The sequence below is a fragment of the Streptomyces sp. NPDC002537 genome, from assembly GCF_053594975.1.
On sequence record NZ_JBSFWT010000006.1, the window covers coordinates 54,026 to 69,737 of the forward strand.

Genomic DNA, 15,712 nt, shown 5'->3' on the forward strand with positions numbered 1-15,712 from the left:
ATCAGACGGGCCCTAGTCGCGGAAGGCGGGGTTGGTCCACTTGGTCGGGGAGGCCTGGATGTCGTTCCACATCTCGGTCCACCACTGGCGGCCGTTCTTGCCCGTGATCGCGGTCAGCACACGGTCGCCGTCGGCACCGAAGCCCTGCCGGCGCACCTCGTTGTTGATCTTCTGGATGACGGTTTCGCCCAGGGGGTGCTTGTGGGCGATGTAGTTGAGCATGAAGGCGGTGGAGTCGTAGCCGTTGTTGTAGTCGGTGTTGCGGATCCGCTCCAGGCTCGGCTTCTCCTTCACGTTGTAGACGTACTTGCGGTAGTAGTCCGCCTGGCCCTCGTTCAGCCACCCGCCGTTGGCGGCGTCCTGCACCTGGTGGGTGAGTTCGTGGATGAGCGATCCGATGTCGCCCGGGTTGCTCACCACATAACCGGGACGGAGGATGATCGACTTCTCGTTGTTGTACTGGGGCTTGGCGTTCGGCTCGAACACGGCCGCGACGCCCGGGTTCTTGAAGCTGTCGTGCCCGGCGTCGAAGACGACGTTGATGCCGGGCTTCACCTGGTACGCGCCGCCGGTCATGAACTGCTGGATCTTCGCGTACTGGCCCTGGAGCACACCCTTGTTCCTGTCGAACCAGGAGCGCAGGGTGTTCTGGTCGTAGCCGCCGGAGTTGACCATCTGCAGCGTGACGGGGACATCGGGGGTGGGGGTCGTGGCGGTGGCCTTGTCGAGGTTCCACTGCTGGGCCGGGTCGGCGGCGTTGCAGGGGCGGGCCGCGGTGCCCAGGTCGGGGAGGCGGGTCAGGCAGGTGTCGCCGCCGGAGCGGTCGGTGTTGTGGAGCAGCCAGGCACGGCTGTCGGAGAGGTTCTGCAGCCACCACCGCTGGTTGGCTCTGCCTATGTAGTTCCAGGCGGCGACGGAGTTGTTGCCCATGTCGCGGTCGACGGCGTAGTTGGTATTGGGGATCTTGACGGACCAGTTCCCGGTGCCGTCGTCGGTGACGGTCCAGGTCTGTTCGGTCAGGTTCTCGTTCCAGTCCTTGACGCGCACGCCCGCGCCGTTGTCGGGGCTGTCCCACTGCAGGGCTCCGCCCGCGTGGCTGGAGATCCGGTAGGTGCCGCCGGATTCGGGGAGGGCTTCGGCGGCGTGGGCCGCCGTGGCGGTGAGGCCACCGGTGAGGACGGTGGCGGACGCCAGCACGGTCACCGTGATCGCTGGGATGCGGATGCGCATGAACAGGCCTTTCGGCGGGGGCACTTCATCGCGGATGAAGGCCTTTGACGGACGCTCCCTGAAGCGGGCAGGGGCGAAGGGCGGCTCGCGCGGTGTGCGTGAGCCGCCGCGGGACGGGGTCGTGCCGGTCTGCTACTGGAGCTTCCACTGCATGGAGTCGAGGCCGTCCGTGGTGCCGCAGGAGGCGACCGTCAGCTGGCCCTCACCTCCGGGGGCGCTCAGGCACAGGTCGCCCTGCTTGCTGCGGATCGTGTACCAGCCGGGGTGGCTGGGGGTGGCACGGAACTTCCAGAGCTGGTTGTCCGATCCGGCGCCGTTCACCTGGTGCGACCAGGCGGTGCCGTTGGAGTAGTTGTAGTCCAGGACCCGGGCGTTGGTTCCCGAGAGGCCCTGTGCCTCGGTGTAGCGGTTCTCGATGAGGAAGTAGCCGTTGCCCTTGTCCCACAGGTGCCACTGCTGGTTCTGGCCTCCGGTGGCGTGGTAGCTGTAGACGGACGTCCCGTTGTCCGTCCGGTACGCGTAGAGGTCGGCCAGGTTGTTGTTCCAGTTGGTCAGGGTCGTGACCTTGTCGTGGGCCGGCCGGCCGCTGCCGGAGCCGTCCAGGGAGCGGAACACGGTGAGGGCCGCGTCGCGCCAGACCGCCGCGGCGGGGTCCTCCCCGAGGCTTCCGGAGAAGTTGCCGATCTGGGTCTGGTTGCTGTCGAAGGTGTCGCCGTTGAGGAGGGGGCCGCCGCTCGCGCCGCCGGACAGGTCGCTGTCACCGGTGCAGGGGCCGCCCCTGCCCAGGATCTGCGGCGGGTTGTCCGGGCCCCAGTAGGGCTGCTTCACGCAGGTGTGGAACTGGTTGGAATTTCCGGGTATGCCCGCGAACACCACCTGGTTCGGCAGGGAGGTGGTGCCGAACTGGTAGCCGGAGGCGCCGACGGCGTCCTGGACGTGGGTGCCGTTCTGGGTGTTGAGCGCCAGGAACGCGGTGTCGCTGTTCTGCGGGGCGTTGGTGAAGTCACCGACGACGCCGAGGGACCGGAACGTCCACTTCCCGTACGGGGCGTGCTCGGTGCCGTCCGCGTCCTTGGAGTAGCCCGGGGTGAACTCGTACTCCGCCTTGGGGTTGATCCGGCCCTGGTCGTCGTGGATGATGCAGTGCCGCGCGGTGGCGATCATGTCCTTGCTGTCGCTGGTGATCACATTGCCGGTGCACGCGTTGGTCCACCATATTCCGGGCTTGTTCTCGTCGGGCCAGGCCATCCGGATGCGGCCGGTGGTGGTACGCAGCCGGGTGTCGCCCGGGGAACCGGCCGCGAGCCGGCTCTTCCCCTTCTGCTGCGGTGCGGTGGCGGGCGCCTTCGCGGTCTTCCCGGCACCCAGCGCCTTCTCCTTCGGCTGCTCGGCCTTCGGCTTCCAGTCCCGCAGCTTCTCCTTGGACTGGCGGAAGGTCCCGTCCTTGTCGTGCCGGGTCCAGAAGTCGCGCTGCTGGGTGTCGGTGGCCGCGGCTCGGGCGTAGGCGCCGCCGTCCGCCGTGTGCGATGCGGACGAGGCGGGAGCGGCCGGGGTGGCGGCGTATGCCTGGACGGTGGGGAGAGCGACGGCCAGGCTCGCGGCGGCGAGCGTCAGTGTGACGGCATGTCTGCGCAACGGATACTCCGTTTCAGGTGTGGGTACAGCGGTTCCCGGACCGTAGGCGCCTGGGATCGCCATCTGATTGACAGCCGATCGATTGCCCGCCCCGGGCATGGGCGCCCGCCCGTGCCGGGGCGCGACCGCAGGTGCCGTCAACAGCGGGAGCGTGGGCCCCTGGACACCGCGTACCGGGCCGGTGAGGGCCCTACCTGACGAGCTGCGCGGCCTTGGTGGCGCTGTTCAGGAGGTACTCCAGCGGCCCGCGCCGGAAGTGGCGCGACCAGGCGAGGGCCAGGACGGCGGCGGCCGCGACGAAGCCGAGCAGCACGGGCAGCGGCGAGCCGGGCACGTCCTCGATGCCGAGGGCCCAGATACCGACGATGTTGAGCACGTAGGCGGTCAGCGACATGGCGCCGACCGCGATGACCGGCCTGGCCAGCCGACGGACGCGGGGCAGCCTGTCGGCCGCCGCGACGCAGGCCGCGAGGACGGCGACGGCGACGCCGGTGTTGCCCAGGATCGACAGGGTCGTCTCGCTGTGCGGTGAGGCCACCAGCAGCCACGCGGGCGTACCCCCGGCCGGGTCGCCCGCGGTGTCGGACCACCACAGCGACATGGCGGAGCCGGTGCTCCCGGTCGCTTCGATGGCCTCGACTGCCCGGGGGAACAGGTGCAGTGCCAGCCAGGAACCCCCGTAGCCGAGGGCGGTGAGGGCGCCACCGGTGAGGGCGAGCCGGCGCTGGACGGCGGCCGAGGTGAGGTCGAGCCGGGCGACGGCCATCCCCGCGATGACGAAGGGCATCCAGGTCAGCACCGGATAGGCGCCGGTGAAGAGGAGTTCCAGGAAACCGCCCGTGCCGCTGATCCGGGCGAGCGGGTCGTGGTGGAGGACGGCCGGCGCCCAGCCGCCCGTGCGGATCGACCGCTGTATCAGGTAGAGCACCTGCGGCAGGACCAGCGCGGTGGTGGCGGCGACGACGGCGAGCGTCCTGGCACGCAGCCCGCGCAGGGGGAGGGCGAGCACGAAGTACAGCGCGTAGAAGGCCAGGATCACGTCGACCGGGGTGCCGGTCATCGTGAGCGCGGTGCCCAGCGGGAGCAGGACGGCGGAGCGGATCAGGATCCTGGCGACGGCCTGCCGGCCCGCGCGCCCGGTCCTGGGCGTGCGGCGGCCGGTGATGAGCAGGATCGAGAACCCGGCGAGGAAGGCGAAGAGCGCCGAGGCCCGGCCGTGGGACAGCTCCATGAGGAGGCCGACGGGCCCGCCGTCCGACGGGTCGGGGCCGACGTGGGCGGCGTACATCCCGAGGACCGCCAGGCCGCGTGCGAGGTCCACCCCGGCCAGCCGGGCCGTGGACGGTGGCGCGGCCCGGTCCCGCGGCGGTTCCGTGGGAGGGGCCTGGGCCGTTCGCCCGGCGGGGGAAGCGTTCTGTGTCATGGCTCCAGCGTCGGCCGGAGGGGCGTCCGGAGAGCAACGCTTCCCGGTTGATTCGAGGGCGAGTTGGGGGACCGACGACCCGCTCGCGGGTGGGCTCGCGCGGCGCGCCGGGGAGCGTGTCCGACGGCCCCATTGACAAGGGAACAGCAAGGTGCGGGGAAGCGTAGGGGTAATCGAGAGCCAGACTTTGCACGGCTGAAACGCCTCGCGAAGGCATCGGGCGAAGCCGCGGCCGCGGTGAATGGCTCGTTTTCCGGCTTGACTTGACGTCAGGACGGTGGACGCACATCGCCGTGCAGGGCCCGTTCCACCGTTGCCGAGGGTCCTGCGGCCGGTCGTCGCGGTGTCCGTGCGGGGCCCGTCTGCGGCGGGCCGGCCGGGCAGTGGTATACGGACGACGGGTCGCGGTATACGGACGGAAGTCCGTGTCGGGAGGGGGCCGGTGTCCACCACCGGAGTGGCGCGTTCGCATTGGTCCAGCGGGCGCGACTACGCCAGGACCCGAAGGGGAAGACATGCTTCCGAGGGGCTGAGCGGTCGTCGTCCTCCCGACCCGTCCCACCGTGGCGCGGTGACATTCCGTGGGCGCGGGCCGACGGCAACGGGCCAGTTCACGTTGGCGCGTATGCAACTGTTCGCCTCGGTTGGCCGAACCTAGTTTTCGTTTCGCCTAAACGTGTGGCCTACGCGAAAAGGGCACGGCCGGAACGTCGTAACAGGCAGGAGAGCGTGATGCTCTGAGTCGGAATGATCACGACGTCCGCCGGTGATTGCCGGGCCCGTTCTCTTCGGGATATCCGGACATCGGCACAGGACCGAGGCGAATGACCGTTGCCGGGCCGCGGGTGCGGCCCGGCCGTCACCGACGGCGACTTGTCGAGCGGGGGAATTCATCGGCTCCGCACCACTTCGGGACCCGATGGCGCCTGCCCGCAACGGCCCGCCGCACCAGCGCACATGGGGCATTACATGCGGGTTTACCCCGGCATACAGGGCTCCACCCGACACATCGCCCGGCGCGCGCCGTTCGCCGGGCCCGAACTCCGGGCGGTATGTCCGAGGGAGCGCCGCATTCGGTCAACGAGCAGCAATTAAGCAACCAAATTGCAGAAGTTCGGAACAGGGAGAGGTTATGCCAGAGGTGAGATCGACTCCTGGTCCCGCACGACCGGACGATTTTCCGGGGGTATCACCGCCGGCCTCCGCGAACGACGAGCCACCCGTCCGGACGTTGTCGCAATATTTCGAACGGACTTGTGACCGGCATCCGGACCGTACGGCCGTCGTCTGCGAAGGCGAGCAGCTCGGCTACGCGGAGCTCGACCGCCGTGCCAACCGGCTGGCGCATCTGCTGTGCTCACGCGGCGTGACCCAGGGCAGCACGGTGGGGATCCTGCTCGAACGGTCCGTGGACACGTATGCCGCCCTGCTCGGGGTGCTCAAGACCGGGGCCGCCTATGTCCCGCTCGACCCGTCGTTTCCCGCCGAACGGCTGGCCTTCATCGCCCGGGACGCGGGGCTGAGCGACCTTGTGACGGCCTCGGCGATGCGCGGGCGCACCCGGCAGTTGCCCTGTCCCGTCCTGGAACTCGACCGGAGCCAACCGGAACTGGCCATTCAGTCCAGTGGCCGTCTCGATGTCGACATCCCGCCATCATCGGTCGTCTATGTCATCTACACCTCCGGCACCACCGGCCGGCCCAAGGGCGTGGCGGTCTCCCACGCCAACATCGCCAACTTCCTGCGCGTGGCCACCCCGATCTACCAGGTGCGCGGCGAGGACCGCGTCTACCAGGGACTCTCGATCGCCTTCGACTTCTCGGTCGAGGAGATCTGGCCGGCCTGGATCGCGGGCGCGACCCTGGTGGCGGGACCCACCGACGCCCGCCGCGTCGGCCAGGGGCTGAGCGACTTCCTCACCGAGCAGGCGATCACCGTCCTGTGCTGCGTACCGACTCTGCTGACGACGATCGAGGCCGAAGTGCCCTCCTTGCGGAGCCTGCTCGTCAGCGGCGAGGCATGCCCGCCCGACCTGGTGCGCCGCTGGTCGCGTCCGGGCCGCCGCATCCTCAACGCGTACGGCCCCACCGAGACGACCGTCACCGCCACCTGCGGCGAGCTCTCCCCCCACCGGCCGGTCACCATCGGCACTCCCCTGCCCAGCTATCGCGTCTACATCCTCGACGACCGGCTGCGTCCCGTAGCCGAGGGCGAGAGCGGCGAGATCTGTGTCGGCGGCCCCGGCGTCGCGATCGGCTACGTCAACCGCCCCGACCTCACCACGGAACGGTTCGTGCCCAACCCGGTCGAGGCGGACCGCCGGGAGGTCCCGCGCGTCTACCGCACGGGCGACCTGGGCAAGTTCACCGCCGCGGGGGAGATCGAGTACCTCGGCCGCGTCGACACCCAGGTCAAGATCCGCGGTTATCGCATCGAGCTCGCCGAGATCGAGGAGGTGCTCCGGGAGGACGACGCGGTCGAGAACGCGGTCGTCACCCCTCTCGAACGGGACGGTGTGGTGCAGGATCTCGTCGGCTACCTCACCCTCGCCGACCGCACGGCGCGCGGCGCCGCCGACGACCTGCGCGACCGGCTGCGCGTCCGGCTGCAGCGCAAGCTGCCCGACTACATGATCCCCTCCTTCGTCGAGGTGCTCCCCGCGTTCCCGATGCTGGCCGCCGACAAGGTCGACCGCGCCGCCCTGCCCGCGCCGTCGTCGCCGCCCCTCACCCGCCGCTCGCGGCGGCACGTGCCCCCTCGTACGCCGCTGGAGCGGCAGTTGGCCGCGGAGTGGCGGGAGGTCCTCGGCGGCGAGGAGGTCTCCGTCGAGGACGACTTCTTCTGCGACCTGGGAGGCCACTCCATGGCGGCCGCCCGGCTGATGTCCCGGCTGCGGCGGCAGCCCCGGTTCGAGGGCCTGGCCATGGGCGACCTCTATGCCCGGCCCACCGTCCGTGGCCTCGCCGCCTGTGTCGAGGCCGGTGCCGCGGCGCCCGCCGCGCGGCGGGCCGGTGCCCCCTCTCCCCCGGTCCGGCGGCACTCCACCGCCCGGGTCCTGGCCTGCGGCGCCGCTCAACTCGCCGCCCTGTACGCCTGGCTGCTCCTGCTCGGTCTTCCCGCGGTCGTCCTGCTCTACCGGCTGCTCCTCGCCTGGCACGTCCCGGTGCGCGGCCTCGCCCCCGGCGGCACCCTGGACCGTCTCGCGCACCTGAGCCCGCCCGGCTTCGTGCTCATGGAAGTCGCCTGGCTGATGGTGAGCCTCGTGCCGCTGCCACTGCTCGCCGGCCGTCTGCTGATGCTCGGCGTCCGCCCGGGGTGGTATCCGCTGTGGGGCGTCACCTATCTGCGGTTCTGGCTCCACGGGAAGGTGCTCGCCTTCTCCCCGCTTGCGGTGCTGACCGGCTCGCCGCTGCTCGCCCCCTGCCTGCGGCTGCTCGGCGCCCGGGTCGGCCGCGGCTGCCATCTGTCCGCCGTCCTCGGCCTCCCGCCCTTCGTGGAGATCGGCGAGGGCGCGAGCATCGGCTACGGCGTGCGGATCCAGCCGTACGTGGTCGAAGGCGGCCGCATCCGGCTGGCACCCGTCCAGATCGGTTCCGGCGCCTTCGTCGGCACCAACAGCGTCGTCATGGCCGGTGCCGTGATCGGCGACCGCGCCTCGGTGGGCGAGCAGTCCCTCGTCCCCGCCGACCTGGCCGTTCCGGCGGACGAGCACTGGGCCGGGTCGCCCGCCGCCCGCTGCCCCGGCGTGCCGCCGCTCCTGGAGAGCATGGCCGCGGACGCCGACGACCGGCCCTGGACCGCCCGCCTGCTGGCCGGGTACGCGGCGGGGGCGCTGCTGCTCACGCTCGTCCCACTGCTGGTGGCCACGGCCGGTTCGGCGCCCGTGGCGTATGCGGTGTGGCGGTACGGCTTCGCCTGGGCGCTCGTGGCCACGGCGGCGGCCGGGCCGCTCGTGGTGCTGACCACCTGCGGGCTGGTGCTGCTCGTCAAGCGGGCCGTCCTGCCGCGTGTGCGTGCCGGGATCCACCCGGAGCGCAGCGGCTTCGGGGTCCGCAAGTGGATCGGCGACGGCATGATGACCATGAGTCTGACGCTGACGCACTCCCTCTACTCCACGCTCTATCTGGTTCCGTTCCTGCGCCTGCTGGGCGCGCGCACCGGCCGCTGGTCCGAGGTGGCGACCGTCAGCTTCGTCGACCCCGACATGCTGATCGTCGGCGAGGGCAGCTTCGTCGCGGACGTCTGTGTCGTGGGCCCCGCCGTCTTCCACCGGGGGCGCGTCGCCCTCGCGCCGGCGGAGATCGGCCGGCGCAGCTTCGTCGGCAACGGCGCGCTGGTCCCCGGCTCGTGCCGGCTCGGCGAGAACAGCCTCCTCGGTGTCCACTCCCTGGCACCGACCCGCCCGATCGATCCCGAGACGACCTGGCTCGGCTCACCGGCGATCTTCCTGCCGCGCCGCGAGACCAGCCAGGACTTCCCCGCCAGGTTCACCTACAGCCCCAGCCGCGGCCTGATCGCGGCTCGGCTGGCCATCGAGTACTTCCGGGTGACGCTGCCCGGGACGCTCGCCGCGCTCGGGGCGCTCGGCAGCCTCTGGGCCTCGGTCCGGCTCGCCGAGGACCTGCCGCCGTGGGTGCTGCTGCTCCTGGGACCGGCCCTGTTCCTCGCGGTCGGCGTCTCCTGCACGGTGGCCGTCGCCCTGCTCAAGTGGCTGGTCATCGGCCGCTACCGGCCGCGCGTGGAGCCCCTGTGGGGCGTGTGGGTGCGGCGTACGGAGCTCATCACCGGCCTGTTCGAGAACCTCGTCGTCCCGGCCCTGGTGAACTTCCTGACCGGCACCCCCTGGATCGCCCCGGTCCTCCGCCTCTTCGGTGCCCGGATCGGCCGGAGGGTGTGGCTGTCCACGACGTACCTCACCGAGTTCGACCTGGTCGAGATCGGCGACGACGCGGCCGTCGCCGAGGTCACGTCGGTGCAGACCCACTTGTTCGAGGACCGGGTGATGAAAATGTCCGACGTCAGGGTCGGCGCGGCGAGCTCGGTCGGCACCCGCTCCGTCGTGCTCTACGACGCGGAGGTCGGCGACGGCGCCTGCCTGGACGCGCTGTCCCTGGTCATGAAGGGCGAACGTCTGCCCGACCGTTCCCGGTGGCGCGGTATCCCCGCCCGCCCCTGCTGACACCACGGGGGCGGCACCCCGCCGCCCCCGCCCTCCCACCCTTTTCGGAGACAGTCATGGCACCCCTCGTACAGCGTGGTACGCGGACCGGGCCGCACGTCGACGGCGCCCTTCCCGGCCCCTGCTCCACCGAGCTGCTCGACCGGCAGCAGCAGCGGGAGTCCAACGCCCGTACCTATCCACGGCACTTGCCGATCGCCCTCGCGGAGGGATCCGGCAGCTTCGTCGAGGACGTGGACGGCAACGTCTTCATCGACTTCCTCACCGGCGCCGGAGTCCTCTCGCTCGGCCACAACCACCCCGAGCTCGTCCGGGCCGTGACCACGCAGCTGGGCCTGCTCACCCACAGCCTCGACTTCCCCACCCCGGCGAAGGACGCCTTCGTCGAGGCCCAGTTGTCGATGCTGCCCGCCCCGATGCGGGACCGGGTGAAGATGCACTTCTGCGGGCCGACGGGGGCCAACGCGGTGGAGGCGGCGATCAAGCTCTGCAAGATCGCGACCGGCCGTGGCGACGTCGTCTCCTTCCAGGGCGGATTCCACGGCAGCACCCACGCGGCCCTGTCCCTCAGCGGGCTCGTGGCGCAGAAGCACGACGTCCCCAACGGCATGCCCGGCGTGCACTTCTTCCCGTACTCCTCCTGCGGCAGGTGCCCGGTCGGCCTGGCACCGGACACCTGCGCGACCAACTGCGTCGAATACCTGGAGCGTTCGCTCGACGACAGCAACGGCGGCGTCCCGCTCCCGGCCGCGGTGCTGCTGGAGATGGTCCAGGGCGAGGGCGGCGTCGTTCCCGCCCGCGCGGACTTCGTCCGCCGCGTGCGGGAGCTGACCCGCGCGCTGGACATCCCCCTCGTGGTCGACGAGGTGCAGACCGGCTGCGGGCGCACCGGCACATGGTTCGCCTTCGAGCAGTACGACATCGAGCCGGACGTGATCGTCGCGTCCAAGGCGCTGAGCGGGATCGGCGCCCCGATCGCCGTCATCATCTACGACGCGAAGCTCGACACCTGGGCACCGGGCGCGCACATCGGCACGTTCCGCGGCAACCAACTGGCCTTCGCCGCGGGCACGGAGGCGGTGCGCATCGTCCGCCGCGACGACATCCTCGGCAACGTCCGCCGACGGGGCGAGCAGATCGCGGACCGGCTCACCGCGCTGCTGGTCAACCCCTGGGTGCACGAGGTGCGCGGCCGCGGCCTGATGTGGGGCGTCGAGCTGGCCGACCCCACGACCGGACGGCCTGCCTCCGCCTTCGCGGCCGAGGTCCAGCGCCGCGCGCTGCGGGGCGGTCTGATCGTCGAGCTCGGCGGGCGCGACGACTGCGTGGTGCGCATCCTGCCGCCGCTCAACGTCGAGGCCGACGTCGTGGACACCGCCTGCTCGATCCTCGTCGACGCCGTCGAGGCCGGTCACCCGTAACTCTGGTCCGCCCCGGGGCGGCCGGCACCGGCCGCCCCACACCGAGCGGCCGCCCTCCGACACACACAGCCGGGGCGGCCCCTGGAGGAGGCCCACCCTCATGGCTCTCATCGTCCAGAAGTACGGAGGCTCCTCGGTGCGGTCCACCGAACGCATCAAGCGGGTCGCCGAACGCGTCGTCGCCACCCGCGGGGAGGGCCACGACGTCGTGGTCGTCCTCTCCGCCATGGGCGACACCACCGACCGGCTGCTCGAACTGGCCCGGGAGGTCAGCGACCTCCCCTCGCCCCGCGAGCTGGACATGCTGCTCACGGCGGGCGAGCGCATGGCGAACGCGCTGGCCGCGATGGCGATCCACACCCTGGGCGCCGACGCGTGCTCCCTCTCGGGCCCGCAGGCCGGCGTGCTCACCACCTCGGCGTACGGCAGGGCGCGGATCGTCGACGTCGCGCCACGGCGGGTCCGGCAGGCGCTGGACCGCGGTGCGATCGTCCTGGTCGCAGGCTTCCAGGGACTCAGCCCGGAGACCGAGGACATCACCACACTGGGCCGCGGCGGTTCCGACACCACGGCCATCGCGCTCGCCGCCGCGCTCAAGGCCGACGTCTGCGAGATCTGCACCGACGTCGACGGCGTCTACACCGCCGACCCCAGGATCGTGCCGGAGGCCCGGCGCCTTCCGCACATCACCTTCGAGGCGATGCGCGAGATGGCCGCGAGCGGTGCGAAGGTCCTGGCGCTGCGCAGCGTGGAGTACGCCCGGCGGTGCGGCGTGACCGTGCACGTCCGCTCCTCCTGCCACACCGGGCCCGGCACCACGGTCTCCGGCTCGGCGGACGACGACCGGGGGGAACACGGCTCGATCACCGGCGTCGCGCACGACGTGTCGTGCGCGAAGGTCGCCGTGACGGGCGTGCCGGACCGCCCCGGCACCGTCGCGCGGGTCTTCCGGGCCGTGGCCGACGCCGGGTGCGAGGTCGACACGGCCGTGCAGAACGTGCCGGAGTCGGCCGACGGGGTCAGGGACATCACCTTCCTGCTGCCCGGGGACGGCGCGCCCGCCGCGGTGGCCGCCCTCCGGGAGATCCGCGCCGGGACCGGCTTCGCCGAGGTGAGCCGGGACGACGACGTCGCCAAGGTCTCCGTCATCGGCGACGGCATGCGCGCACGCCCCGGCGCGACGGCGACCTTCTGCGAAGCCCTGGCCGAGGCGGGGGTGAACATCGAGATCCTGTCGACGTCGGAGATACGGATCTCCGCCGTCTGCCGGACCGCGCGCCTGCACGACGCGCTCCGCGCGCTCCACCGGGCCTTCGGCCTCGACAGGACGTCCGACGGGACGCTCGGCGAGACACCCGGCAAGACGGAGGCGGTACCGGGCACATGAGCACGTCGCCGGCCGCGGCGTCCCTCCGGTTCCGGGAGGTGCCCGAGGCCCATCTCGACCGCGCCCTCGACCACGCCTCCCTCGTCTTCCACGAGACCTACGAGGACGGGTTGCGGGAACGCCACCGCCGGACCCTCCTGCGCTGCGACCGCCTCGGCGCCTACGAGGAGGGCCGGCTCGTGGGCCTGCTCGCCGCGCACCGGCTCCGGCTGTCCGTTCCCGGCGGCCAACTCCCCTGCGCCGGGCTGACCTTCATCTCCGTGGCACCGACCCACCGCCGCCGCGGAGTCCTCTCCGGTCTGCTGGAACAGCTGTGGCGGCACTGCGCCGCGGCCGGGCGCCCGCTCGCCGCCCTGTGGGCCTCCGAAGCCGCCATCTACGGCCGCCACGGCTTCGGGGCCGCGACGACCCTGTGCACGGTCGAGATCGACTCGCGGCGGCCGCTCGGCCTCCGTATCAGCCCCGACCCCCGACCGCCGCGCCTTGTCGACCCCGCCGCGGCGCCCGCCCTCCTGGCCCCCCTGCACGAGGCGGGCCGGGCCCGCCGGGCCGGGCGCCCCGCCCGCGACCCGCGCTGGTGGCGCGAACAGGTCCTGCCCGAGGAGGACGAGGACGACGACGAGCTCGGCCCGCCACGCGTCGTCGTCCTCGGCCACGGCACACCCGCGGGCTACGCGGTCTACCGCACCCGCGGCGGGGACGGCGACGGCGCACCCGGCCTCGTCCAGGTCGACGAACTGGAGGCCGGGACGGCGCCCGTCGCGGCGGCTCTGTGGAGCTACCTCGCCTCCATCGACCTCACCGGCAGGGTGCGGGCCTGGGGGCGGCCCGCGGACGACCCGCTGCTCCTGATGGCGGCGGACCGCGACCAGGTGCGCGTCACCGGGCAGTTCCCGGCGCTGTGGCTGCGCCTGGCGGACGTACGGGCCGCGCTGACCGCCCGCTCCTGGGCGGCACCCGCCGACCTCGTCCTCGACGTGTGCGACACCCGGATCGCCGCCAACCACGGCCGGTTCCGCCTGGTCACGGCCCCGGGCCACTGCGCGTACGAGGCGACCACCGGCCCCGCCGACCTCACCCTCGACGTGCGCGACCTGGCCGCCTGCTACCTGGGCGGCACCCTTCCCACCCACCTGGTGCGCGCGGGGCTCGCCACCGAGCACACGGCGGGCGCCGCCGACGCGCTCGACACCGCGCTGCGTACCGGGTATCTGCCGTTCACCGAGGACGAGTTCTGATCCGGGACCGCCGGACGCGGCGTCCCGGGTCAGGAGGAGGGGACGGGGCCCTGCATGTGCTCGCTGATCCACTGGATCAGGCCGCCCGTCTCCATGTTCGGCACATATGTCTTCGCGTTGTGGCTGCCGCCCTGTATGACACTCAGCTTGGTGTGGACCGGGCCCTTGGTGTACTGCTGCACGAAGTCCTCGATCGGGGGCATGGCGGAGGTCTCCTTGGTGCCGACCTGGAAGCCGAGGTAGACGTCCGGGCCCCCGGCCCGGATCAGTTCGGGGGCGAGCACCTTCGGATTGTTGGCGGCCTTCTCCTTGCCGTGGCCGGCCCACAGCCGGGAGTCCGGAACGATGTCCGGCCCCGAGGCGATGACGGCCTTGAACTTGTCGGGCTTCTGCAGCACGGACTTCAGGCCCGCGAAACCGCCGGTGGAGGATCCCATGAAGGCCCAGCCGTCGCGGGAGTCGATCGTGCGGAAGTTCTCCTTGACCAGGTCCGGGACGTCCTCGGTCAGCCAGGTACCCATTTTCGGCTGGCCGGGGATGTCGCTGCCGTCCCAGTACTGGCCCGCCTTGGGATCCTTGGCGTCCTTGTCGTGGTCCTCGGGGTTGAGCACCGGCATGACCACGATGAACGGCAGGCTCTTGCCCTCCTGCGACCACTTGGAGATGCTCGCCTCCAGCTTGAGGTCGGTGCCCATCCAGTAGTTGTTCGGGTACCCGGCGCCACCGGGCAGCGCGATCATCACAGGGAACCCGCTCTTCGCGTACTTGGGGTCCTTGTACTGCGGCGGGACCCAGACCCAGACCTTCCCCTTGAATCCGGACTTCTTGCCCGCGTACTCGGTGACCGCGATCTTGCTGCCGTCTTCCGGCACCGTGCCCGAGACGGTGAACTTCGCCTCCGGCCCCGTCGGCAGGGACACCTTGCCGCTGCCCGTCCCGCCCGGCTTGCCGTCCTGGCCGAAGCTGATGGGATCGCCCTTGTCGGAGAACACCCCGGCGTAGTCGAGCACCGGCCACGCGACCAGCCCGAGCACGACCGTCACAGCCGACGCGACGACCCAGCGCTTGGTGCGGGAGCCGCGGCGGCGGCCCTCGGAACGGGGAGTTTCGGTATCGGGGCGTGTCATCGTGTGTACTCCGGATCGTGCTGGTACCTGGGCGCGGGGCAGCCCCTGGGGATAACTCCGACCATGTATCTCAAGCCCTGCTAAGAGTCCTTTAAGAGGGCGGGAGCCGGGTGGTGCCCTGTCCCGGCGGGACGGTTCACGCCTCGTCGCCGGGGTACGCCGAGCGGCAAAGGGACCGACAGACGGACGAGGAGCCCCCCATGTGCCGACTATTCGGCCTGAGCAGCGCGCCCGTACGCACGCACGCCACCTTCTGGCTGCTGGACGCCCCGGACAGCCTCAGCAGACAGAGCCACCGGGATCCCGACGGAACGGGTCTCGGCTACTTCGACGCCCAGGGCGTCCCGCAGCTGCGCAAGGCGCCCATCGCCGCGTACCAGGACCGCCGCTTCGCCCAGGAGGCCAGACACGTCGAGTCGACCACCTTCCTCGCCCATGTGCGCTTCGCCTCGACGGGGAGCCTGGAAGGCCGCAACACCCACCCCTTCCTCCAGCAGGGCAGGCTCTTCGCGCACAACGGCGTCATCGAGGGCCTGGACGAGCTCGACGCCGAACTGGGGGAGGATCTGGAACAGGTCGCGGGCGACACCGACTCCGAGCGGTTCTTCGCGCTGATCACCCGCGAGATCGAGGCGCACGGAGGCGATGTCGCCGCCGGGATCGAGCACGCGGCCCGCTGGATCGCCCGGCGCCTGCCCGTCTACTCCCTCAACCTCGTTCTCACGACGCGTGACGAACTGTGGGCCCTGCGCTATCCCGAAGCCCACCAGTTGTACGTCCTCGATCGCGACGCCGGAGGCCAGCACGGTGACCGGCACCTCGACCACAGCGGCACCAAGGGCCGTATGCGCGTCCACTCACAGGACCTGGCGGGCACCCCCGCGGTCGTGGTCGCCAGTGAACGCATGGACGACAACCCTCGCTGGCGTCCGATGGAATCCGGTGAGCTGCTCCACGTCGGCCCCCGCCTCGGCATCACCAGCCAGGTGGTGCTGCGCGACCCGCCGGCCCACCGACTGTCCCTGGACGATCTGCGGCCCGAGGCCGCCACTTCCCAGAAGGCGGGCTGATC

At 71.5% G+C, this 15,712-nt stretch carries 9 protein-coding genes; 5 read left to right on the forward strand and 4 right to left on the reverse strand.

The features are described 5' to 3' along the window. Positions 1-12: 12 nt before the first annotated feature. The 3 genes from ACWD4A_RS04575 to ACWD4A_RS04585 form a co-directional block, all read right to left on the reverse strand. Positions 13-1,230: a basic secretory protein-like protein gene (locus ACWD4A_RS04575; protein ID WP_451189464.1), complete on the reverse strand. Its 1,218-nt coding sequence runs from the start codon at positions 1,228-1,230 to the stop codon at positions 13-15. A gap of 132 nt (positions 1,231-1,362) precedes the next feature. Further along, entirely contained in the window at positions 1,363-2,865 is a 1,503-nt protein-coding gene (locus tag ACWD4A_RS04580) for an RICIN domain-containing protein (RefSeq protein ID WP_451189467.1), read from the reverse strand. A 190-nt stretch (positions 2,866-3,055) separates the two neighbouring features. Next, positions 3,056-4,288 carry a DUF418 domain-containing protein gene (locus ACWD4A_RS04585; RefSeq protein ID WP_451189469.1) on the reverse strand — a complete coding sequence of 411 codons (1,233 nt, stop codon included), beginning with the start codon at positions 4,286-4,288 and terminating at the stop codon, positions 3,056-3,058. A 1,231-nt stretch (positions 4,289-5,519) separates the two neighbouring features. Between ACWD4A_RS04585 and ACWD4A_RS04590 the strand changes: the two genes are divergently transcribed. The 4 genes from ACWD4A_RS04590 to ACWD4A_RS04605 all read left to right on the forward strand — a co-directional run bounded on the left by ACWD4A_RS04590 (position 5,520) and on the right by ACWD4A_RS04605 (position 13,513). Next, complete coding sequence (locus ACWD4A_RS04590; protein ID WP_451189471.1) at positions 5,520-9,467, forward strand: Pls/PosA family non-ribosomal peptide synthetase; 3,948 nt, start codon at positions 5,520-5,522, stop codon at positions 9,465-9,467. A gap of 56 nt (positions 9,468-9,523) precedes the next feature. Further along, positions 9,524-10,888 carry an aspartate aminotransferase family protein gene (locus ACWD4A_RS04595; protein ID WP_451189473.1) on the forward strand — a complete coding sequence of 455 codons (1,365 nt, stop codon included), beginning with the start codon at positions 9,524-9,526 and terminating at the stop codon, positions 10,886-10,888. Positions 10,889-10,988: 100 nt separating this feature from the next. Next, on the forward strand, positions 10,989-12,275 hold the full coding sequence (locus ACWD4A_RS04600) for an aspartate kinase (protein WP_451189474.1): 1,287 nt from the start codon (positions 10,989-10,991) through the stop codon (positions 12,273-12,275). Continuing rightward, positions 12,272-13,513, forward strand: coding sequence for a GNAT family N-acetyltransferase (locus ACWD4A_RS04605; RefSeq protein ID WP_451189476.1), 1,242 nt, complete (start codon positions 12,272-12,274; stop codon positions 13,511-13,513). Before ACWD4A_RS04600 ends, ACWD4A_RS04605 begins: the two co-directional genes overlap by 4 nt. Positions 13,514-13,542: 29 nt before the next feature. Here the strand turns inward: ACWD4A_RS04605 and ACWD4A_RS04610 are convergent, their stop codons facing one another. Further along, a complete protein-coding gene (locus tag ACWD4A_RS04610) occupies positions 13,543-14,640 on the reverse strand; it encodes an alpha/beta hydrolase (RefSeq protein ID WP_451189478.1) in 1,098 nt (365 codons plus the stop codon). A 200-nt stretch (positions 14,641-14,840) separates the two neighbouring features. Between ACWD4A_RS04610 and ACWD4A_RS04615 the strand changes: the two genes are divergently transcribed. Then, the gene (locus ACWD4A_RS04615; protein ID WP_451189479.1) at positions 14,841-15,710 is read left to right on the forward strand and encodes a class II glutamine amidotransferase; all 870 of its coding nucleotides are present in this window, start codon (positions 14,841-14,843) and stop codon (positions 15,708-15,710) included. Positions 15,711-15,712 lie beyond the last annotated feature (2 nt).

Excerpts from the sequence above, each read along its gene's own strand:
- ACWD4A_RS04575 (WP_451189464.1), bottom strand. The coding sequence starts at position 1,230 with ATGCGCATCCGCATCCCAGCGATCACGGTGACCGTGCTGGCGTCCGCC.
- ACWD4A_RS04585 (WP_451189469.1), bottom strand. The coding sequence starts at position 4,288 with ATGACACAGAACGCTTCCCCCGCCGGGCGAACGGCCCAGGCCCCTCCC.
- ACWD4A_RS04595 (WP_451189473.1), top strand. The coding sequence starts at position 9,524 with ATGGCACCCCTCGTACAGCGTGGTACGCGGACCGGGCCGCACGTCGAC.
- ACWD4A_RS04600 (WP_451189474.1), top strand. The coding sequence starts at position 10,989 with ATGGCTCTCATCGTCCAGAAGTACGGAGGCTCCTCGGTGCGGTCCACC.
- ACWD4A_RS04605 (WP_451189476.1), top strand. The coding sequence starts at position 12,272 with ATGAGCACGTCGCCGGCCGCGGCGTCCCTCCGGTTCCGGGAGGTGCCC.
- ACWD4A_RS04610 (WP_451189478.1), bottom strand. The coding sequence starts at position 14,640 with ATGACACGCCCCGATACCGAAACTCCCCGTTCCGAGGGCCGCCGCCGC.
- ACWD4A_RS04615 (WP_451189479.1), top strand. The coding sequence starts at position 14,841 with ATGTGCCGACTATTCGGCCTGAGCAGCGCGCCCGTACGCACGCACGCC.